Annotated in this window: 16 protein-coding genes and 1 tRNA gene; 3 read left to right on the forward strand and 14 right to left on the reverse strand. The window is 74.4% G+C overall.

Annotation, left to right across the window (positions count from 1 at the left end):
• Positions 1 to 3: 3 nt before the first annotated feature.
• The 5 genes from ACFCLZ_RS16855 to ACFCLZ_RS16875 form a co-directional block, all read right to left on the reverse strand.
• Positions 4 to 1,452: a glycosyltransferase 87 family protein gene (locus ACFCLZ_RS16855; protein ID WP_380285715.1), complete on the reverse strand. Its 1,449-nt coding sequence runs from the start codon at positions 1,450 to 1,452 to the stop codon at positions 4 to 6.
• Between the two features lie 129 nt (positions 1,453 to 1,581).
• The gene (locus ACFCLZ_RS16860) at positions 1,582 to 3,135 is read right to left on the reverse strand and encodes an amino acid permease (RefSeq protein ID WP_380285716.1); all 1,554 of its coding nucleotides are present in this window, start codon (positions 3,133 to 3,135) and stop codon (positions 1,582 to 1,584) included.
• 180 nt (positions 3,136 to 3,315) lie between these two features.
• Positions 3,316 to 4,776 carry a penicillin-binding transpeptidase domain-containing protein gene (locus tag ACFCLZ_RS16865; protein ID WP_380286194.1) on the reverse strand — a complete coding sequence of 487 codons (1,461 nt, stop codon included), beginning with the start codon at positions 4,774 to 4,776 and terminating at the stop codon, positions 3,316 to 3,318.
• A gap of 53 nt (positions 4,777 to 4,829) precedes the next feature.
• Positions 4,830 to 6,176: an FtsW/RodA/SpoVE family cell cycle protein gene (locus ACFCLZ_RS16870; protein WP_380285717.1), complete on the reverse strand. Its 1,347-nt coding sequence runs from the start codon at positions 6,174 to 6,176 to the stop codon at positions 4,830 to 4,832.
• Between the two features lie 164 nt (positions 6,177 to 6,340).
• A complete protein-coding gene (locus tag ACFCLZ_RS16875; protein ID WP_380285718.1) occupies positions 6,341 to 6,850 on the reverse strand; it encodes a DUF1269 domain-containing protein in 510 nt (169 codons plus the stop codon).
• Between the two features lie 288 nt (positions 6,851 to 7,138).
• Between ACFCLZ_RS16875 and ACFCLZ_RS16880 the strand changes: the two genes are divergently transcribed.
• Together ACFCLZ_RS16880 and ACFCLZ_RS16885 are read left to right on the forward strand one after the other, a co-directional pair.
• On the forward strand, positions 7,139 to 8,464 hold the full coding sequence (locus tag ACFCLZ_RS16880) for a VWA domain-containing protein (protein ID WP_380285719.1): 1,326 nt from the start codon (positions 7,139 to 7,141) through the stop codon (positions 8,462 to 8,464).
• A 2-nt stretch (positions 8,465 to 8,466) separates the two neighbouring features.
• On the forward strand, positions 8,467 to 9,339 hold the full coding sequence (locus ACFCLZ_RS16885) for a peptidase (RefSeq protein WP_380285720.1): 873 nt from the start codon (positions 8,467 to 8,469) through the stop codon (positions 9,337 to 9,339).
• A 186-nt stretch (positions 9,340 to 9,525) separates the two neighbouring features.
• On the opposite strand, the gene ACFCLZ_RS16890 is transcribed toward ACFCLZ_RS16885, so the two are convergent.
• From ACFCLZ_RS16890 to ACFCLZ_RS16925, 8 genes are all read right to left on the reverse strand, one after another.
• Positions 9,526 to 9,599 (reverse strand) — tRNA-Ala (locus ACFCLZ_RS16890).
• Positions 9,600 to 9,726: 127 nt separating this feature from the next.
• Entirely contained in the window at positions 9,727 to 10,803 is a 1,077-nt protein-coding gene (gene glpR, locus ACFCLZ_RS16895) for a gephyrin-like molybdotransferase receptor GlpR (protein WP_380285721.1), read from the reverse strand.
• A gap of 150 nt (positions 10,804 to 10,953) precedes the next feature.
• The gene (locus ACFCLZ_RS16900) at positions 10,954 to 11,580 is read right to left on the reverse strand and encodes a GNAT family N-acetyltransferase (RefSeq protein WP_380286195.1); all 627 of its coding nucleotides are present in this window, start codon (positions 11,578 to 11,580) and stop codon (positions 10,954 to 10,956) included.
• On the reverse strand, positions 11,577 to 12,080 hold the full coding sequence (locus tag ACFCLZ_RS16905; protein ID WP_380285722.1) for a molybdenum cofactor biosynthesis protein B: 504 nt from the start codon (positions 12,078 to 12,080) through the stop codon (positions 11,577 to 11,579). The genes ACFCLZ_RS16900 and ACFCLZ_RS16905 overlap by 4 nt, the downstream gene beginning before the upstream one ends.
• Positions 12,077 to 12,532: a cyclic pyranopterin monophosphate synthase MoaC gene (gene moaC, locus ACFCLZ_RS16910; protein ID WP_380286196.1), complete on the reverse strand. Its 456-nt coding sequence runs from the start codon at positions 12,530 to 12,532 to the stop codon at positions 12,077 to 12,079. The genes ACFCLZ_RS16905 and moaC overlap by 4 nt, the downstream gene beginning before the upstream one ends.
• A 203-nt stretch (positions 12,533 to 12,735) precedes the next feature.
• Entirely contained in the window at positions 12,736 to 14,091 is a 1,356-nt protein-coding gene (gene glp / locus ACFCLZ_RS16915; RefSeq protein WP_380285723.1) for a gephyrin-like molybdotransferase Glp, read from the reverse strand.
• A gap of 26 nt (positions 14,092 to 14,117) precedes the next feature.
• Positions 14,118 to 15,038, reverse strand: a complete 921-nt coding sequence (gene galU, locus ACFCLZ_RS16920) for a UTP--glucose-1-phosphate uridylyltransferase GalU (RefSeq protein WP_380285724.1) — start codon at positions 15,036 to 15,038, stop codon at positions 14,118 to 14,120.
• Positions 15,039 to 15,050: 12 nt separating this feature from the next.
• Positions 15,051 to 16,010, reverse strand: coding sequence for a GGDEF domain-containing protein (locus ACFCLZ_RS16925; RefSeq protein ID WP_380285725.1), 960 nt, complete (start codon positions 16,008 to 16,010; stop codon positions 15,051 to 15,053).
• A 119-nt stretch (positions 16,011 to 16,129) separates the two neighbouring features.
• On the opposite strand from ACFCLZ_RS16925, the gene ACFCLZ_RS16930 reads away from it, so the two are divergent.
• Complete coding sequence (locus ACFCLZ_RS16930; RefSeq protein WP_380285727.1) at positions 16,130 to 16,705, forward strand: 5-formyltetrahydrofolate cyclo-ligase; 576 nt, start codon at positions 16,130 to 16,132, stop codon at positions 16,703 to 16,705.
• A 70-nt stretch (positions 16,706 to 16,775) separates the two neighbouring features.
• On the opposite strand, the gene ACFCLZ_RS16935 is transcribed toward ACFCLZ_RS16930, so the two are convergent.
• On the reverse strand, positions 16,776 to 19,514 hold the full coding sequence (locus tag ACFCLZ_RS16935) for a penicillin acylase family protein (protein WP_380285728.1): 2,739 nt from the start codon (positions 19,512 to 19,514) through the stop codon (positions 16,776 to 16,778).
• Positions 19,515 to 19,661 lie beyond the last annotated feature (147 nt).

Raw genomic sequence — 19,661 nt, forward strand, 5'->3', positions numbered from 1 at the left:
GCCCTACCGCACCGCCGGCAGGGCGGGCTCGGCCTGCGCCAGCAGGCAGGCCGAGGGGACGGGCGGGCGGGCGCTCCACCGCCGGGCGGCCAGCCGGGGCCAGATCATCAGCACGACCGGCAGCGCCAGATAGCCGAACCGCCCCGCCGGCGCCAGCATGAAGGCGATCGCCAGCCCGCCGGCCAGCAGGTCGGCGGCGGCGATCGCGGAGACCGGCGGCCGGGCCAGCAGCCAGACCGTCACCCCGAGGCCGCCGACGGTCAGCAGCACCAGCGAGGCGATGTGCCCGCCGGGACCGAACCCGGCCAGCACCTTGCCGGGCAGCGGGCTGCCAGCCGGCGTCTGGACCGCGGTCAGCCCGAGCGGGAAGCGCACCACCTGCTCGCGCAGCTCGTCGGCCCGCGTCAGGGCGTACGGCACCATGACGGCGGACGCCGCGCCGAGCGCGGTCAGCCCGGCCCGGGCGGCCGGCCGCCGCCCGTAGAGCCGCCAGAGCAGCAGGACGGCCACCGGCAGCGCCGGCCAGACCGTCCACTTCAGGGTCCCGGCCAGGGCCAGCACCAGCCCGGCGGCGATGGTCCGGTCCCGTTCGGCCAGCGCCATGGCCAGGCAGCAGAGCCCGATCAGCGGCAGGTCCACCCCGCCGCCGACCAGCGCCAGCGCGACCAGCGGCGAGGCGGTGAGCACGGTCAGCGGCAGCAGCGGCCCGCGGTCCCGGGTGGGCCGCAGCAGCCGCCAGCTCGCCAGCAGGCAGGCCACGAAGGCCACCGCGAACCAGATCCGGGCGTCCCCGGCCAGCCGGGCGAGGGCGCTGCCCTCGCCGAGCAGGGTGTGCGGCACCCCGAACAGCGACATCGCGGGCAGGTACGGGTTGTAGTCGGTGACCACCACCGGGTGCGCCAGGTACGGGCTGCCGGTGGTGAACAGCAGGTGCGCCGAGCGCTCGACCACCATCACCTCGGACTGGTGGCGGCCCTGCAGCACCAGGACCACGAGCGGCACCAGCACGGCGCCCAGCAGGGCGGCCGCCGCCCCGGCCCGGGCGGCGAGGCGGCGCGGCAGGACCAGGCAGAGCAGCCCGGCGAGCAGGTAGGCGGGGGCCGCGAGGGTGCCCCACAGTCGCTGGTTGGGCAGGTCGGAGACGAGCGGGAAGCCGGCCGCCCACCCGGCGGCGGTCAGACAGCCGAGCAGCTGGACGCCGCGGTGCGCGGCGAGGCCGGGCCGGTTCAGCCGATCGGGCAGGTCCGGCGGGCCGCTCCCGCCACGCTGGTGGGGGAACGCCCGGCGGGTCGGGCCGCCGCGCAGGCGGCCGCGCCGGGTGGAGGGGACGGCCGCAGGGGCGGCCTGGGGAACGGCCGACGGGACGGCCGGGGCGGGCGTCGACGGGGTCGCGCCCCGGCCGGTGAAGCGGCCGCGCGGGCGGGAATGGCCGGGCGTGCGGGTGCTCACCATGGTGGAAGGTTAGGGCCGGGGGCGGTGCGCTGTCGCCATGTCGGGAACGGGAGTGTCCGTCGGTACGGACGGGGCCGACGGGGGGTTCGGTCCTCCCCCGGCCGGCCCCGTCGGCGGCGCACCGCCGGCTCAGCCGACCTTGCTCCCGGCCTCGGCCTGCCGGTCCGCCCGCTCCAGCTTGGAGTGCTTGATGCTGTAGCCGAAGTAGACCGCCACGGCGAGCGCCAGGGCGATCCCGCCCGCCTTGAAGGTGTCCGCGTGCAGGCCCTTGATCAGGTAGGCGCAGAAGCCGACGCTGACCAGCGGGACGACCGGATAGCCCGGCACCTTGAAGCCGCGCGGCAGGTCGGGCTGGGTGCGGCGCAGCACGATCACGCCGATCGCCACGACCGAGAAGGCGATCAGGGTGCCCAGGCTGGTGATGTCGGCCAGCACTCGCAGCGGCACGAAGGCGGCCAGTGCGCCGACGCCGAGCCCGACCACGATGGTGTTCCAGACCGGGGTGCCGGTGCGCGGCGAGAGCTCCGCGAAGCGCTTGGGCAGCATGCCGTCGCGGCCCATCGAGTAGAGGATGCGGGTCTGGCCGTAGATGACCACCAGGGTGATCGAGAAGATCGAGACGATCGCGCCGATCGCGAAGAGCATGGCGGGCCAGCTCTGGCCGGTGATGTCCTGGAGGATCTGGGCGAGGCCGGCCTCCTGCCCCTCGAACTTCTGCCACGGCTGGGCGCCGACGCCGGCCAGGGCCACCAGGATGTACAGCAGGGTGACCACCACCAGCGAGATGAGGATCGCCATCGGCAGGGTGCGCCGGGGGTTCTTGACCTCCTCACCGGCCGTGGAGACGGCGTCCAGCCCGATGAAGGAGAAGAAGATGGTGGAGGCGGCGACCTGCACGCCGCCGATGCCCAGCGGCATGAACGGGGTCAGGTTGCCGGAGTGGAAGCCGGTCAGGCCGACGCAGATGAAGAGCAGCAGGATCAGCAGCTTGATGGCCACCATGGCCGTGTTGACCTTGACCGACTCGCTGACGCCGCGGATCAGCAGGAAGCAGACCATGGTGACCAGCAGCAGCGCCGGCAGGTTGAACCAGTGGGTGCTGTCCGGCGCGCCGGAGATCGCCTCGGGGATCTTGAAGCCGAAGGCCAGGTCGAAGAACTTGTTGAGGTACTCGGCCCAGCTGACCGCGATCGCGGAGGCCGAGACGCCGTACTCCATCAGCAGGCAGATGCCGACGGCGAAGGCGACGCCCTCGCCGAGGGTGGCGTAGGCGTAGGAGTACGAGGACCCGGAGACCGGGATGGCCGAGGCCATCTCGGCGTAGCAGAGCGCGGTGAGGCCGGCGGTGACCGCGGCGATCACGAAGGACAGGATGACGGCCGGTCCGGCCGACGGCACGGCGCTGTTCAGCACGAAGAAGATGCCGGTGCCGATGGTGGCGCCGATGCCGATCGCGGACAGCTGCCAGAGTCCGATCGAGCGGCGCAGGTGGATGCCGGAACGTCCGCCCTCCTCGGGCGCACCGGCGGGCAGGCCCTCGCGGCCCTCGCTCTCGGCGATCAGGGTGATGACGGGCTTGCGCCTCAGAAGGCGTGCGCCGAGCGTGTTGCTGGCCAAAACGGGGGTCTTTCTGGGCGGGGAGGGTCGGAGCGGCTGGTCACTCGACGCGCCGAAGGGTGCCATCGGGGACCAACCGAACAAAGATGGGCAGTACCCCGCGAAAACACCAGTGTCGCAAACGAACAGTCGCGGCGCGCGCATTGTACGAACCGTCGCACCGGCATGCACAAACCGGACACTTCGCAGACGGCGGATCCGCCGCCGACCGGCTAAAGCCGCAGGTCGGAGCCGCCGGTAAGGGACTCATCCGGACAGCACCGCCTGCATCACCGCACGGGCGACCGGGGCCGCGAGCCCGCCGCCCGTCACCTCGGTCGCGTCGCTGTCCGCGATCACCACGGCGACCGCCACCGGCGGCACCGCGTCCGGGCCGGCCGGGCCGGCCCAGGCGATGAACCAGGCGTACGGCGTCCCGCTGTTGTCCACCCCGTGCTGGGCGGTGCCGGTCTTCCCGCCGACCACCGCGCCGGGGATCCGCGCGGCGCGCCCGGTGCCCTTCTCCACCACGTCGACCATCAGCCGCCGCACCTGCCCGGCGGTGCCGGGGCTCATCGCCCGCCGGTACACGGCGGGCCGCATCAGCTGCACCGCCGTGCCGTCGCTCGTGGTCAGACTGTCCACAAGCTGTGGACGCATCACGGTGCCGCGGTTGGCCACCCCCGCCGCGACCATCGCCATCACCAGCGGGGTGGCCGCGGTGTCGAACTGGCCGATCGAGGAGAGCGCCAGCTGCGCCTCGTCCATCCGGGTGTCGAAGACGGAGCGGGCCGCCCGCACCGGGGTGTCCAGCCGGGGGTCGTTGAAGCCGAACGCCTCCGCCGTCGCGACCATCCGCTCCAGGCCGACCCGCACCCCGAGGTACCCGAGCACGCTGTTGCAGCTGAGCGTCATCGCGGTGTCCAGCGACTGGCCGGGCTCGTCGCAGGCCGGGGTGTCGTTGACCAGCGGCGTGGTGGTGCCCGGCAGGACGTACGGGAACGGCGCGTCGGTCGGCGCCTCGATGTCGGTGACCACGCCGCTCTCCAGCGCCGCCGCCGCGGTGACCACCTTGAAGGTCGAGCCGGGCGGGTAGGTCTGGCGCAGCGCCCGGTTGAGCATCGGCTGGTCGGGGTCGGCCTGCAGCCGGTTCCAGGCCTCCCGATCGCCGGCGGAGGTGCCGGCGAAGCTCCCGGGGTCGTAGGAGGGGGTGGAGGCCAGCGCCAGGATCCGCCCGGTGGCCGGCTCGATGGCGGCGACCGCGCCCTTCTGGCCGCCGAGCCCGCGCACCGCCGCCTCCTGGGCGGCCCGGTCGATGGTGGTGCGGACGTCCCCGCCGGGGTTCCGCCGCCGGGCGACCGCGTCCCACACCGCCCGGCCCGACAGCCGGGGGTCGGTGCCGGAGAGCAGCGCGTCCTCGGTGCCCTCCAGCTGGCTGTTGCCGTAGGTCTGCGAGGAGTGGCCGGTGACCGCCGCGAACAGCGGCCCGTCGGTGTAGGTGCGCTTGAAGTCGTACCGCCCGCCGGTGGCCTCGGAGCCGGTGACGCTGTCGGCGCCCACCCGGATGCCGCCGCGCGGCTGCGCGTACCGCTCGATGACCAGCCGCTGGTTGGCGCTGTTGTGGTTGAGCTCGTCGGCCCGGAACACCTGCACCCGGGTGGCCTGGGCGCAGAGCGCCACGATCAGCAGCAGGCAGAAGGTGCCGGCCCGGCGCCCGGTGACGGAGATCCCCGGCAGCCCCTGCGGCCCGTCGCCCGGCCGCCCGCCCGCGCGCCGCCGGCTCACCGCTCCTCCCCCGGGGCCGGGCGCCGGGCGGCATCACTCATCCGCACCAGCAGCGCGACGATGATCCAGTTGGTCACCACCGAGGAGCCTCCCTGGGCGACGAACGGCAGGGTCATCCCGGTCAGCGGGATGAGGTCCAGCACCCCGCCCGCCACCACGAACACCTGGAGGCCGACGAGCGCCGCCAGTCCGATCGCCAGCAGCCGCCCGAACGGGTCGCGCAGCGCGATCCCGGTCCGGAACCCCCGCGAGACCAGCAGCGCGTACAGCAGGAGCACCGCGAACAGCCCGGTCAGCCCGAGTTCCTCGCCGATGGTGGCGAGGATGAAGTCGGACTTGGCGGCGAAGCCGATCAGCGCGGAGTGCCCGTTGCCCAGCCCGGCGCCCAGTTCGCCGCCCCAGGCGAAGGCGAACAGCGACTGGGCGATCTGGTTGGCCCCGCGCCCCTCGGCGATCGAGCCGAGCGGGTCCAGCCAGTCGTTGACCCGGCTGTGCACGTGCGGCGAGAGCCACCCCACCCCCACCGCCGCCACCGCGGCCAGGAACAGCCCGACGGCGATCCAGCCGGTCCGCGCGGTGGCCACGTACAGCATCACCACGAAGAGGCCGAAGAACAGCAGCGAGGTGCCGAGATCGGTCTCCAGCACCAGCACCCCGACGAAGGCCGCCCAGATCGCCAGGACCGGCGCGAGCACCCGCCCGGGCGGCAGCCGCCGGAGTCCGCTGCGACCGGGCCGCACCCGCCGCCCGGTGAGCGCCAGCGCGTCCCGGTGCACGGCCAGGTAGGCGGCGAAGAACACCGCCAGCAGGACCTTGGCGAACTCCCCCGGCTGGAGCGAGAGCGGTCCGACGGTGATCCAGATCCGCGAGCCGTACACCGGCGGGAAGAAGATCGGCAGCACCAGCAGGACGAGCGCCGCCAGCGCGCCGATGTGGGCGTACCGCTGGAGCCGTTTGTGGTCCCGCAGCAGGAGCAGCACCAGCACGAACAGGCCCACCCCGAGGGTGGACCAGAGCAGCTGGGCGGGCGCGGCGTTGCCCGGGGTGGCCCGGTCCAGCCGGTAGATGACGACCAGTCCGACGCCGTTCAGCAGCAGGGCGATCGGCAGCAGCAGCGGGTCGGCGTACGGCGCCTTCCAGCGGACCGCGCCGTGCGCCAGCAGTGCCGTCACCCCGAGCGCGGCCCCGTACCCGCCCGCGTCGGCGGGCACCGTGCCGTCGACGGTCAGGCCCACCGCGGCGTAGCCGAGCACGGCGATCAGCACGGCGGCCAGGACGAGCACGAGTTCGGTGGTGCGCCGGGTCGGCACGGTCCGGCGCGGCCGGCCTGCGGCTCTCGTCACGGCGGGGGGTGGCGCCACGGACCGTCCAGGAAGTCGGGGCTGCGGGGCACCGCCGGGGTGACGGCCGGGGCGGACGGGCGACGGGCCCGTCCGCCCCGGCGTGAGCGGCCGTTCCGGCGGGATCCGGGGGTCAGGCGGAGGACGGGGTCAGACGCAGGCCCGGATCAGACGACCGGGGCGGCGTGCGCCCGGGAGGCCTCGACGGTCGCCTTCAGGTCGGCCTCGGCCTCGGCGGAGAGCGAGGTCTGGATGATCTGGCCGCCGTGGCGGGCCAGCGCCGGGACGACCTTGTCCGCGGTGGCCGTGCGGACCAGCAGGAACACCGCGGCGGTGCCCGGCCGGAGGTGCTGCCCGACCTGGCGCATGAAGTCGTCGTCCACACCGATGTCGGTGGTGGCGCCGACCGCGGCCCCGGCCGCGCCGCCGACCGCCGCCCCGAGGAACGGCATGAAGAACAGCAGGCCGATCACCCCGCCCCAGACGGCCCCCGAGGCGGCCCCGGCCCCGGTGGTGCTGACCTGCTGGTGCAGCTTGATCTTCCCGTCCTCGCGGCGCTCGACGACGACCGCGTCCTCCAGCTCGATCAGCCGCTGCTTCTGCAGGCCGACCGCTTCGTCGCGCACCGCCCTGGCGGTGGCCAGATCCGGATACGCGATCGCGAAGAGGTTGCTCACGTACGGGTCCTTCCCTCGAATGGACGTGCCGACCGGGGCGGGTGCCGCTGCGACGGTGTCCTCGCCCCGCTCGTCACCCTAACGAGTAAATCCCTATCAATCGACTTTTCACCCGGTGTGTCCCGTATTGCCCGAAGCTCCGTCACCACCGCTCCGCGCGACCGGCGCACCCCCGTGCACCCGGGGCCCGACCACCCCGCCGGCGTCCGCGAGTTCACGCCGGAGCCCGCCCGATCGCGCACCGTCGCACGTTGGCCACGGCGAACTGATGGTCCCTAGGATCGGCGGGTGACTACCGGACTACGACGACCGAAGGCCAGGCTCGGCAGCCTGCTGGCCGCCCTGGCGATAACGGGCGGGGCGCTGCTCAGCGGCCTGCCCGCCCATGCCGACGAACCATCAGCCGGCGCGGCCGGCAAGGAGGCCCCCCGGGTCGACCTCGTGCTGGATGTCAGCGGCTCCATGCGCGAGGCCGACATCCAGGGCAAGACCCGCATCGCGGTGGCCCAGCAGTCCCTGAACGACGTCATCGACGCCCTCCCGGCCGAGACCGAGTTCGGCATCCGGACCCTGGGCGCCAACTACCCGGGCGCCGACAAGGCCCAGGGCTGCCTGGACACCAAGCAGCTCTTCCCGGTCGGGAAGACCAACAAGACCGAGGCCAAGACCGCCGTCGCGACCCTGCGGCCGACCGGCTTCACCCCGATCGGCCTGGCGCTGCGCGGCGCCGCCCAGGACCTCGGCAAGGGCGAGACCACCCGCCGGGTGGTGCTGATCACCGACGGCGAGGACACCTGCACCCCGCCCGACCCGTGCGACGTCGCCCGCGAACTCGCCTCCCAGGGCATCCACCTGGTGGTCGACACCCTGGGCCTGGCGCACGACGACAAGACCCGCCAGCAGCTGCTCTGCATCGCCAACGCCACCGGCGGCACCTACACCGACGTCCGCACCCAGGAGCAGCTCACCGAGAAGGTGAAGCAGCTGGTCGACCGCTCCAACGACACCTACACGGTCACCCCGGTCAAGACCGCCGGCACCGACACCTGCGAGTCCGCGCCGGTCCTCACCCCGGGCGTCTACAGCGACCGCGAGAAGTTCTCCGAGCACCGCGCCTACCGCGTCGCGGTCAAGGCCGGCCAGGAACTGCGCGCCTCCGTCAGCGTCTCCCCGGACCGCGCGGTGGCCCGCGACTACGGCGTCCTGCTGCAGGCCACCAGCACCGCCGGCCAGGAGCTGGTCCGCGGCACCGACGCCGGCAGCGGCCGCACCGACGTGGTCTCCACCGGCCTGCGCTGGTCCGCCGACGCCTCCAAGGGCTACGCCACCTCCACCGCGACCGCCTCCGCCTCGCCGAGCGGCAAGCCGGAGACCACCGTCTGCCTGGTGGTCTCCAACTCGCTGGCCCCGCAGGCCGGCGTGGCGGCCGACCCCGGCCTGCCGCTGGAGCTGACGGTCGACCTGACCGCCGCCTCCCCCGCCCCGGACGGCCCGGCGATGGGCCTGGGCCGCGGCTGGATCCTGCTGCTCGTGCTGACCCTGGCCGGCCTGGTGACCGGCGTGCTGTTCGGCTGGATCGCGCGCTGGCGCATCGCTGTCTGGCAGGAGAACTGACCATGCGTACGACCTTCCTCCGCACCGCCGCGGCCGCGCTGGCCCTGTTCCCCGCGCTCACCCTGACGGCCCCGGCCGCCACGGCCGCCTCGCCCTCGCCGAGCGCGAGCGGCAGCCCGGCCCCGGCCAACAAGGCCGGCACCTCCTTCCTGACCGCCGTCAACCTGGCCCCCGGCCAGGACGCCGCGGTCGCCGCCTCCACCGGCGACTACCTGTACTGGGCGTTCGGCGCCGCCGAGGGCCAGACCGCCAAGGTGGACCTGACCGTCACCCTCGCCCCGTCCGCCGACCGGCACGGCCCGCAGACCTGGAGCGTCGAGGTGTTCGACGGCCTGCGCCGCCGGCAGGCCTGCACCGAAGGCACCCAGAACGCGACCGCCGAGCAGGCCACCGGCACGCTGGCGCTCAGCTGCACCCTGCGCGAGATCCGCTCCTGGGCCGAGCCGTGGTCCGGCGACCCGCTGCCGGGCAGCTACTACGTCCGGCTCTCGGTCTCCGACGCCCCGCAGCCCGACCTCGGCCTGGCCGCCTCGGTGCAGCTGCGCGTGGCCGCCAAGGGCGACGCCGACAACGCCCAGCCGGAGGGCGGCGAGCTCAAGGCCCCGCTGGTCCCGCCGGCCGGCGGCGGCGCCGCGACCGCCAAGGCGGCGGCCCCGGAGGAGCCCGAGGAGCACTGGTACACCGGCTGGTTCTCCGGCTGGAACAGCCGCTGGTTCTGGACCCTGGCCGGCGGCGTCCTGGCCGCCCTGGCGGGCGTCGCGGGCTACACCCTCACCCGGCACCCGCGCGGCCGCCGTCCGGCCCGCTACGGCGCGGTCCCGCCGCAGTCCGGCGCCCCGCAGCCCGGCCCGTACGCGGGCTCCGGCCAGCCCTGACCCGCTCGGCCCCGAGGGCCGGCCCGGAGGATCCTCCGGGCCGGCCCTCGGCCGTTCCCGCACGTGATCCGCCTCACGCCCCTCGATGCGCCCCCGCACCACCCCGGCTGACCCCCCGTCGGCCGGCGCACCCCCACAACGCAGAAGTCCCGCCCGATCAACCGATCGGGCGGGACTTCCGTTGGGTGGAGCTGAGGGGATTCGAACCCCTGACCCCCTCGATGCGAACGAGGTGCGCTACCGGACTGCGCCACAGCCCCAACGAGAAGAAACTCTAGCACCTTTCGGAGGGGGTCCGTGACCACCCCCTGGTGGGGGCCCCGGGGGCGGCCCCGGACGGCGAAGAGGCCCCCGGGGAGGGGGCCTCTTCGCTTGTCCGGGGGCCGGCTACTCGTTGGCGGCGCGGGGCCGGGGCTCCGGAGCGGGGGGCTCGGCGTACTGGTCGAAGAGCGGGGTGCGCCGTGATTCGGCCGGGCGCCCGGCGGTCCAGGTGCCGGGGGCCGACAGGTCGAGACCGCGGTTGACCCGGGGGGCCACCGGGGCCGTCACATAGGTCGGCAGCGGGACGGGCACCGGCTCCCAGGAGTCCGGTCCGGCCGCGCCGCGCTCCCGCATGCCGTCGACCCACTCCTCGTGCTCGGTGGCCTCCGCCACGGCCGAGGCCGAGACGGCGGCGGCGCCCTCGGAGGCCGCCCGGGCCGCGTCGGCCTCGGTGGCGAGCCGCAGGTGCGGCCGGCCGCGGCCGGCGGGCGCCCCGGCCGCCGGTTCGGCAGGGGCGGGGGCGGGCTCGGCGGCGGCCTTCTCCCGGGCGGCCTCGGCGCGCTGCTGCTCGCGCTTGCGCAGCCGCTCGGCGGCCTGGGCGGCGCGGACCCGGTCCAGCTTCACCGCGTACCGCTGGCGCTCCAGCCGGCGCAGGTGGCCGATGTAGAGGGTGAGCAGGACGGCCGGGAGCGCGGGCACCCAGAGGAAGGCCAGTCCGGCCACCGCCGCGACCACCGCGCCCAGCGCGAAGGCCAGGAAGAGGGCGGTGACCATCCGGCGCCGGCGGGCCAGCAGCCGCGCCCGGCGCTCGGAGCCGCCGCCCGCGGGCCCCGGGCGCACCTCGGCCCGGACGGCCGGGCGGGGGGCCGCCGGCCCGTCCGCGGGACCGCCCGGCGCCGCCCCGGGGGCGCCGGAGACAGGGTCACCGGAGGCGGGGGCGCCGGAGGCAGGGTCGTCTGAGGCGGCCTCGTCCCGCTCGGGAGGGCCGTCCTTGGTCTGCTCGTCGTCACGCGGTTCGTCACCCAGGGCCCGGGACGCCCGCCGCTCCAGCGCCGAACGCCCGGCCAGCAGGCGGATGGCGGTGCTGAAGCGTTCCGTCGGGCGCGCCTCGTTGAGCTCGTCCTGCCTGCGGAGCCACATCGGCACCAGATAGGCGGCCCAGGCCCCTACGATGACGGCGTAGATAAGGCCGCTACTGCTCACGATTCACACCGTACGGGCGTGGAGGAAGGGCCGGTAGCAATTTGGTGCGGCGTGTCGTGTGATCAAGCTGATTCTCCGACTATTTTGCCGGTATTTGTGCCCGTCCGTCGCCACGCCGATGCCATATCGATATTTTATTCGAACATGTATTCAATTTCTCGGACGGCGGCCCGAGCTGAGGGAACGCCAGCGTTCCAGCATCCCCTCGGGAACCTCCTCGGCGGTGAGCGCGAACACCAGGTGGTCCCGCCAGTCGCCGTCGATGTGCAGATAGCGCGGCCGCATTCCCTCCGAGCGGAAGCCGAGCTTTTCCACCACCCGCCGGCTCGGGCCGTTCTCCGGCCGGATGCACACCTCGATCCGGTGCAGGCCCAGGGTGCGGAAACAGTGGTCCACCGAGAGCGCCACGGCGGTCGGCATGATGCCCCGCCCGGCCACCCCCTCGTCGATCCAGTACCCGACGTTGGCCGAGCACATCGAGCCCCAGGTGATCCCACCGACGGTCAACTGCCCGACCAGGCGGCCCCGGTACAGCACCACGAAGGGCAGCATCCGGCCGGCCGAGGCCTCGCCGCGCAGGTAGCGCACCATCTGCCGGTAGGTCGGGCGCGGGCCCGCCGCGAGGCCCGCCGGGCCGGGCGGCACGGTGGCCTCCCAGCGCCGCAGCCAGTCCCGGTTGCGGCGGCTGACCTCCTGCCACTCGCGCTGGTCGCGGGCCCGGATCGGGCGCAGCACGACGTCCCCCTCGTGGAGCTCTACCGGCCAGCCGGCGTTCAGTGCGCGCTCCCGGAAGCTGGTGCGTCGGGCCGGGGGTGGTCCCCGCCTTTGAGCTGGTCGACGGCGTGGGCGAGCAGCGGGGCCAGCACGGCCAGGCCGTCCCTGACACCGCCGGTCGAGCCCGGCAGGTTGACGACCAGGGTACGTCCGGCGACACCGGCCAGCCCGCGCGAGAGCGCGGCGGCCGGCACCTTCTCCCGCCCGTACGCGCGGATCGCCTCGGGGATGCCGGGGACCTCCCGCTCCAGGACCCGGGCGGTCATCTCGGGGGTGAGGTCGGTCGGCGAGACACCGGTGCCGCCCGTGGTCAGCACCACGTCGTAGCCGGCCGCCACGGCCTCGCGCAGCACCGCCTCGACCGGTTCGCCGTCCGGGACGACCCGGGGGCCGTCGACCGTGAAGCCCAGCGCGCGCAGGCCCTCGGCCAGCAGCGGGCCGCCCCGGTCGGCGTAGACCCCGGCCGAGGCGCGGTTGGAGACGGTGACCGCGAGCGCCCTCATGCGGAGGCCTCGGGGGCGGTCGCCGCCGGGGCGGTCCAGTCGCCGCTCCTGCCGCCGGTCTTGGCGAGCACCCGGACGGACTCGATGGCGGCGCCCTTGTCGACCGCCTTGACCATGTCGATCACGGTCAGCCCGGCCACCGCGACGGCGGTCAGCGCCTCCATCTCGACGCCGGTCCGGTCGGTGGTCCGCACGGTGGCGGTGATCTCCACCGCGTCGTCGGCGACGGTCAGCTCGACCTTGACGCCGGAGAGCGCGATCGGGTGGCAGAGCGGGATCAGCTCGGGGGTCCTCTTGGCGCCCATGATCCCGGCGATCCGGGCCACGGCCAGCGCGTCGCCCTTGGGCAGGCCCTCGCCGCGCAGCAGCTCGACCACCCGAGGGGCGACCCTGACCCGGCCGGCCGCGACGGCGGTCCGGGCCGTCACGGCCTTCTCGGAGACGTCGACCATCCGGGCCGCGCCCTGCTCGTCGACGTGGGTGAGGCGGTCGCCGGGGGGTGAGGTGGTCACGGGTGGCTCCAGGGGCGCGCAGGTCGAATACCGCGCTACCGTACCCCCCGGTCCGGCCCGGGCGTGGGACGGGCCGCGTCGGTGGGACGGCCCGCCCCGGGCGGGAGTTCGTCCGGGCGGGTGTTCGTCCGGGCCGCCGGTGCTCAGCCGCCGAGCAGCACCACGTCGACCTCGCTGCCGGCGGGCAGCTCGGTGACGTCCTCGGGCACGGTGATCAGGCAGTCCGCCCTGGCCAGCGCGCCGACCAGGTGCGAGCCCGCGCCGCCGACCGGCTCGACCAGGCCGTCCGGCGCGAAGTACCGGCCGCGCAGGAACTGCCGGCGCCCGGCCGGCGAGCGCAGCGCCACCGGGCAGTGCGCCCGGACCACCGGGCGGTGGACGTCCTCGGCGCCGAGCATCGCGCGGATCACCGGGCGGACGAACAGCTCGAAGGAGATGTACGCGCTGACCGGGTTGCCGGGCAGCGCCATCAGCGGCACGCCCGCCCCGGGGCCGATCCGCCCGAAACCCTGCGGCTTGCCGGGCTGCATCCGCAGCCGCCGGAAGTCGACCCCGCCGTACTCGGCGAAGACCTCCTTGACCACGTCGTACGCGCCGACGCTGACGCCACCGCTGGTGACGATGAGGTCGGCCCGGCCGAGCTGGTCCTCCAGCACGGCGCGCAGCCGGGCCGCGTCGTCGGGGACGCCGCCGACCCGGTAGGCGATCGCGCCGGCGTCCAGGGCGGCGGCGGTGAGGGTGAAGCTGTTGGAGTCGGCGATCTGTCCGGGGCCGACCGGCTCGCCGGGCTGGACCAGCTCGCTGCCGGTGGAGAGCACCACGACCCGCGGGCGCGGGCGGACGGTGGCGGTGGCCCGGCCGATCGCGGCGAGCAGGCCGAGCTGGGCGGGGCCGAGCCGGGTGCCGGCGGTCAGCACCCGGGTGCCGGCGGCGACGTCGCTGCCGCGTCGGCGGATGTGGGCGCCCTCCGCGACCGGGCGCAGCACCCGGACCTCCTCGCCCTCGACCGGGGCGGTCATCGCGTCGGCGGGGCGGCCGGTGCCGGCGCCGCCGTCGGTCCACTCGACCGGGGCGACGGCCTGGGCGCCGGGCGGGACGGGCGCGCCGGTCATGATCCGGGCGGCCTGGCCGGGGCCCACCCGGGGGAGGTCGGCGGCGCCGGCGGCGATGTCGCCGACCACCGCGAGCACCGAGGGGTAGGCGGTGCCGGCGCCGACGGTGTCGGCGGTGCGCAGCGCGTAGCCGTCCATCGAGCTGTTGTCGAAGGGCGGCAGGTCCCCCTCGGCGAGGACGTCCTCGGCCAGCCGGCAGCCCCGCGCGTCGAGCAGCTGGAGCTCGATCGCGGGCAGCGGGCCGACGGCGGCCAGGACGTCGGCGAGGTGCTCGTCCACGCTCCACAGGCCGTCCGGACGGGCGCCGCAGCGGGTGGCGGCGGCCGGGTCCGCGGAGTCGTCGCAGCAGGCTGCGGTGGTGGTACCGCTCTCCGTGGACCCGGTCATCGGCGCACTCGCTCTCTGTCGGTGTGTCAGTCCTGCAGCTCGGAGGCGACGAACTCGCGCAGCCAGCTGCGGAAGTCCGGGCCGAGGTCCTCGCGCTCGGAGGCCAGCCGGACGATGGCGCGCAGGTAGTCCGCGCGGTCGCCGGTGTCGTAGCGGCGGCCCTTGAACAGCACGCCGTGGACCTGGCCGCCGGTGTCGGCGGGGCGGTTGGTCAGCTCGCGCAGGGCGTCGGTGAGCTGGATCTCGCCGCCGCGGCCCGGCTCGGTCTCGCGCAGCACGTCGAAGACCGACGGGTCGAGCACGTAGCGGCCGATGACGGCGTAGTTCGACGGGGCCTCCGCGGTGTCCGGCTTCTCGACCAGATCGGTCACCTGGAAGACGTCCTCGCCGAAGCCGTTCGGCTTGACGGCGGCGCAGCCGTACAGGTGGATCTGGGAGGGGTCGACCTCCATCAGCGCGACGACCGAGCCGCCGAGCTCCTGCTGGACCTCGATCATGCGGGACAGCAGCGGGTCGCGCGGGTCGATCAGGTCGTCGCCGAGGAGGACGGCGAAGGGCTGGCCGGCGACGTGCTGCTCGGCGACCGAGACGGCGTGGCCGAGGCCCTTCGGGTCGCCCTGGCGGACGTAGTGCATGTTGGCGAGCTCGACGGACTCGCGGACCCGGCGCAGGCGGTCCTGGTCGCCCTTGCGGGCGAGCAGCTCCTCCAGCTCGTAGGCGCGGTCGAAGTGGTCCTCCAGCGCCCGCTTGTTGCGGCCGGTGACCATCAGTATGTCGGACAGGCCCGCGGAGGCCGCCTCCTCGACGACGTACTGGATCGCCGGCTTGTCGACGACGGGCAGCATCTCCTTCGGAGTCGCCTTGGTGGCCGGCAGGAAGCGGGTACCCAGACCGGCCGCGGGGACCACTGCCTTGGTGACCGGGGTACGGGAGTTCGTCGTCGTCATGCGTTTACCTTACTAAGGCACGTATTTCGCCTGACCGGGCGCACTTGACCGATGCTTGGGCAGCACGTCGCCGGACCCGGCCGAGATGGCAGGCATAGGGGACGTGGCGGGCGGGGCGAGGGGGTCCCCTCCGACACAGGGCGACAGACTACCCGCCTTTTCCGAACGGTCACGGTCGGCAGCGAAGCCGCCCGCCGACCGCACGGAAACGTCTGCGGGGGCGGCCTTCGGAGCGTCTTCGGGAAGGGACGGCGAGCCGGCCGGGCGCCAGCAGTCGCCGCCGGCCGCGCGGGCCGCCGCGAGGGCCCGGTCGGCGGCCCGCAGCAGCACCGCGGCGTGCGCGCCGTCCTCGGGCAGCACGGCCAGGCCGACCGCGGCGGTGAGCCCGTTGCCGTACGGGCGCCGGCCCTCCCGGTCGCCGGAGGACCAGTCCAGCAGCAGGTGGCGGCGGACCGACCAGACCAGCCGGTCGGCGACCTGGGCCGCGCCCTCGGCGCCGGTGTCCGGCAGCACCGCCAGGAACTCCTCCCCGCTGTACCGGCCGAGGGTGTCGGAGCGGCGGATCTCCATGCCGAGCCGCTGGGCGAGGTCGCGCAGCACCGTCCCGGCCCGGGCCCGGCCGTGCTCGGCGACCACCGCGTCGAACCCGCTGATCTCCAGCAGCAGGACGGCCAGCGGGCGCGGCCCGTCCTGCGGCTCGTGCCGCTCGGCCCGGCGGGCCCGGTCGATCTCCCGGTCCAGGGTGAGCTGGAGGTGCCGGTAGTTCCAGACGCCGGTGACCGGGTCGCAGGAGGCGGTGCGCTCCAGCTCGGCGCAGCGGGACTCCAGCGCGGCGAGGCGCTCGCGCAGGGCGGCCTCGCGCCGCTCCGCACGGGCCGAGCCGAGCCGCAGTCGGCAGCCGAGGGCGGCGGCGCCGGCCAGCGCGGGGGCGCTCAGCACGGCCAGGGCCTGGACCAGCAGCGGGGTGGACATCGGGGGGTGCCTTCCGCGTGTCAGGCTCTGGGCGTCCCGGTCGCACGGGCGTCGGGGGTCCAGAGCGGTCGTGGTCGGAGCGGTCGAGGTCGAGCGGTGGAGGAACAGTGGGCGATCCCATGCACAACGAGAAGAGCGCGCTGAGGACACGGCTGCTGTCCGAGCGGCGGGCACTGTCCGCCGAGGCCCGGGAGCGGGCCGCCGAGGCGCTGGCCGGGCACGCCGGCGAGCTGGCGGCCGCGGCGGCCACGGTGGCGGCGTACGTCTCGGTGGGCTCCGAGCCGGGCACCCGTCCGCTGCTGGACGCGCTGCGGGCGCGCGGGGTGCGGGTGCTGCTGCCGGTGCTGCTGGCGGACAACGACCTGGACTGGGCCCCGTACGCGGGCCCGCGGGCGCTGGCCCCGGCCGGACGCGGGCTGCTGGAGCCGGTCGGCGACCGGCTCGGGCCGCAGGCGGTGACCGAGGCGGGCCTGGTGCTGCTGCCGGGGCTGGCGGTGGACCGCCGGGGCCTGCGGCTGGGGCGCGGCGGCGGCTCCTACGACCGGGTGCTGGCCCGGCTGGAGCGGGCCGGGGCGCGGCCGGTGCTGGCGGTGCTGCTGTACGAGCACGAGCTGCTGGAGCGGGTGCCGGCGGAGCCGCACGACCGGCCGGTGGACCTCGCGCTGACCCCCTCGGGCACCCACCGGCTGGGGTGAGCGGCCGGGGCGGACGCCGACGGCCCCGCGCCCGGAGGTCCGGGGGCGGGGCCGTCGGGGCGGGGCGGCGTCAGCCGTTGGTCAGCGTCAGCTTGTGCTTGGTCGCCTTCTCGACCGCGTCCGGCGAGTAGGACCAGGTCAGCAGCTTGCCCTTGAGCCAGAGGTCGGTCTGGTCGTTGTAGTTCTCGTGGAAGGCGTGGCCCGAGGCGCCGCCGACGTTGATCCAGCGGGAGGCGTCGAGGTCGTTCAGGTCGATCACCATCCGCATCGACGGGATCCAGTCGACCTGGTACCCGGCGGCCGCGTTCCAGCCCGCCGCGTCGACCGCCGCCGAACCGCCGGAGAGGCGGTACGGGCCGCGGTTGAGCAGCTTGCGGACGGCGCCCGAGGCGATCGAGGAGTCGTCCGAGCCGATGGTGCGCTCGCGCAGCTCCAGCTTGTGCAGCCGGCCCCAGCTCCAGGTGGTGATGTCCTTGGTGAGCAGCGAGGTGAGCTCCTGGCGGGCGTTGGTCATCGCCTCGCGCAGCAGGTTGTCCAGGCCCTTCTGCTCCTTGTGCTGCGAGTCGATGTACGTCCACCAGCTGCTGTCGGGCTTCTCCAGCTGCTGCCGGACCACCTCGTTCCAGCGGTCGCCGCCGTCCGGCTGCGCCCGGCCCGGGTCGCGGGTGCCGCACTCGGTGACGATCCGCGACTTGCTGTCCGGCTTGGTCGGGTCGGCCTGCTCGCGGACCAGCAGGCAGTTGTCCTCGGCCCGCAGGTCGGCCGGGAACTTCTGGCCGAAGGCGAGGGTGAGCAGCTGGCGCCAGACGCCGTTGTAGTAGGCGGCGGCGGCCGAGTCGGCGTCCTGGTGGTAGTTCCAGTCCTTCAGCAGGTCCTGGGCCTCGCGCACGTAGGGGTCGTCGATCTGGACCTTGAGCAGCATCGGGACCAGCGTCTTGGCCAGGATGCTGGTGTTGTCGAGCTGCATCTCCTGCATGTCGTCCGGCGAGATCTTGCCGTTGTTCTTCAGCCGGGCCTCGATCTGGTCGGTGATCTCCTTGGCCCGGGTGCCGTACTCCCAGTCGTCGGTCAGCTCGTACTTGTACGAGGGGTCGACCACGGCCTGGTTGGCGGTGACGATGTAGCCGACGGCGGGGTTGAGGCTCCACGGCAGGGCGCTGAACGGGACCGGGTCCTTCTTCCACTGGTAGGCGGAGTCCCAGCCCGGCGCCGGGTAGCGCCCGTCGCCCTTGCCGCGCACCGGGATGTACCCGGGGGCCTGGTAGCCGATGTTCTTGGCGTCGGCGTAGATGAGGTTCTGGGCCGGGACGGCGAAGTCCGCGGCGGCCTTCTGGAAGTCCTCCCAGCCCTTGGCGCGGTCCAGCGAGAAGATCGCGTCCATGGTCTTGCCCGGGATCAGCGCGGTCCACTGCAGGGCGACGCCGTAGCCGCCGGTGCCGCGGTCCGGGGCGGAGTCGCCGTTGGGCGCGTACTTGCCGATGTTCTGCTGCTCGGTGCTCGGGTCGGAGATCAGCGGGGCGCCGGTCTTCGTGGTGCGCACGGTGATGGTGCGGTCCTCGCCCCCGGCGACCTTGATGGTCTCCTTGCGGAGCTCGAACTTCTCCTCCTTGCCGTCCACCAGGTAGGTCTCGGGGCCGGTCACCTTCTCCAGGAAGAGGTCGGTGACGTCGGCGCCGAGGTTGGTGAGGCCCCAGGCGATGTCCTTGTTGTGGCCGATGATCACACCGGGCATGCCGGCGAAGGTGAAGCCGGAGACGTCGTACTGGCAGGTCGGCGAGGCGGTCCGGCAGTGCAGGCCCATCTGGTACCAGACCGAGGGCAGGCCGGGGCCGAGGTGCGGGTCGTTGGCCAGCAGCGGCTTGCCGGTGGTGGTGTGGCTGCCGGCGACCACCCAGGAGTTGGAGCCGATGCCCTGGCCGTTGCGGCCGAGCAGCTCGGGCAGCGCGTCGATCCGGTCGGTCACGTCCTTGAGCAGCGCCTTGGTGGCGGCGGTGCCCTGGGCGGTGCCGGTACCGCCGCCGGTGGCCGTGCCGGTGCCGCCGCCCGCCGGGGCGGAGCCGTCGGCCGGCTTGTAGGCGGTGCCGTTGACGGTGCCGGTCTTCACGATCGTGCCGTTGCGGGCGAACGGGTACTCCGGGTACAGCTCGTCGATCTTCTCCCGGCTGAAGTCCTGCGCGAGCAGCGAGCGGTCGATCTCCTCCTGGAGGTTCCCCGAGAGGTCCCAGGCCATCGCCTTGAGCCAGGACACCGAGTCGACCGGGTTCCACTGCTCGGGCTTGTAGTCGCCGTTGACGACGCCCAGCAGGCCGTACTCCAGCGAGGCGGAGGAACCGCCCGGGTGCTCGGCGAGCCAGGCGTTGACGCCGTCCGCGTACGCCTGGAGGTTCTTCTTGGTGTCGGCGCTCAGGACGGTGTCGAACTCCTTCTGCGCGACCTGGCGCCAGCCCATGGTGCGGATCATGGAGTCGGTGTCGACCTGGCTGTCGCCGAACATCTCCGAGAGTCGGCCCGCGGTGATGTGCCGCCGGACGTCCATCTCCCAGAAGCGGTCCTGGGCCTGGACGTAGCCCTGGGCGCGGAAGAGGTCCTCGGAGGTGTCGGCGTAGAGCTGCGGGATGCCGTTGGCGTCGCGCTTGACGTCGACCGGCGCGCTCAGGCCCGCCAGCTTGACGCTGCCGTCGACCTCCGGGAAGGACGCACGGACCGCGGCCACCCCCCGGTAACCGCCGTAGCCGGCGCCGGCCACCAGCAGCACGACCAGCACGATCACGATCAGACGGGCGCGCCGGAACTTCTTGGAGCGGGGCATCTGGGTCCTTGCGGTCCTCACTGGGGGGCGGGCGGACATGTCAAGAGCACGGAGCCGTGACAGTGCACCACATTAGGCCGCCCCGGCTGGCGGCCGTGCACGGGGGACGCTCACGGTGGAGTCGGAGGGGCCGGAGCTGCGAGGCGA

Origin of the sequence: Kitasatospora purpeofusca (genome assembly GCF_042691725.1) — a bacterium.
GTDB classification, from domain to species: domain Bacteria; phylum Actinomycetota; class Actinomycetes; order Streptomycetales; family Streptomycetaceae; genus Kitasatospora; species Kitasatospora purpeofusca_B.

Excerpts from the sequence above, each read along its gene's own strand:
- ACFCLZ_RS16855 (WP_380285715.1), bottom strand. The coding sequence starts at position 1,452 with ATGGTGAGCACCCGCACGCCCGGCCATTCCCGCCCGCGCGGCCGCTTC.
- ACFCLZ_RS16860 (WP_380285716.1), bottom strand. The coding sequence starts at position 3,135 with ATGGCACCCTTCGGCGCGTCGAGTGACCAGCCGCTCCGACCCTCCCCG.
- ACFCLZ_RS16885 (WP_380285720.1), top strand. The coding sequence starts at position 8,467 with ATGCGTACGACCTTCCTCCGCACCGCCGCGGCCGCGCTGGCCCTGTTC.
- ACFCLZ_RS16905 (WP_380285722.1), bottom strand. The coding sequence starts at position 12,080 with ATGAGGGCGCTCGCGGTCACCGTCTCCAACCGCGCCTCGGCCGGGGTC.
- moaC (WP_380286196.1), bottom strand. The coding sequence starts at position 12,532 with ATGGTCGACGTCTCCGAGAAGGCCGTGACGGCCCGGACCGCCGTCGCG.
- glp (WP_380285723.1), bottom strand. The coding sequence starts at position 14,091 with ATGACCGGGTCCACGGAGAGCGGTACCACCACCGCAGCCTGCTGCGAC.
- galU (WP_380285724.1), bottom strand. The coding sequence starts at position 15,038 with ATGACGACGACGAACTCCCGTACCCCGGTCACCAAGGCAGTGGTCCCC.
- ACFCLZ_RS16925 (WP_380285725.1), bottom strand. The coding sequence starts at position 16,010 with ATGTCCACCCCGCTGCTGGTCCAGGCCCTGGCCGTGCTGAGCGCCCCC.
- ACFCLZ_RS16930 (WP_380285727.1), top strand. The coding sequence starts at position 16,130 with ATGCACAACGAGAAGAGCGCGCTGAGGACACGGCTGCTGTCCGAGCGG.
- ACFCLZ_RS16935 (WP_380285728.1), bottom strand. The coding sequence starts at position 19,514 with ATGCCCCGCTCCAAGAAGTTCCGGCGCGCCCGTCTGATCGTGATCGTG.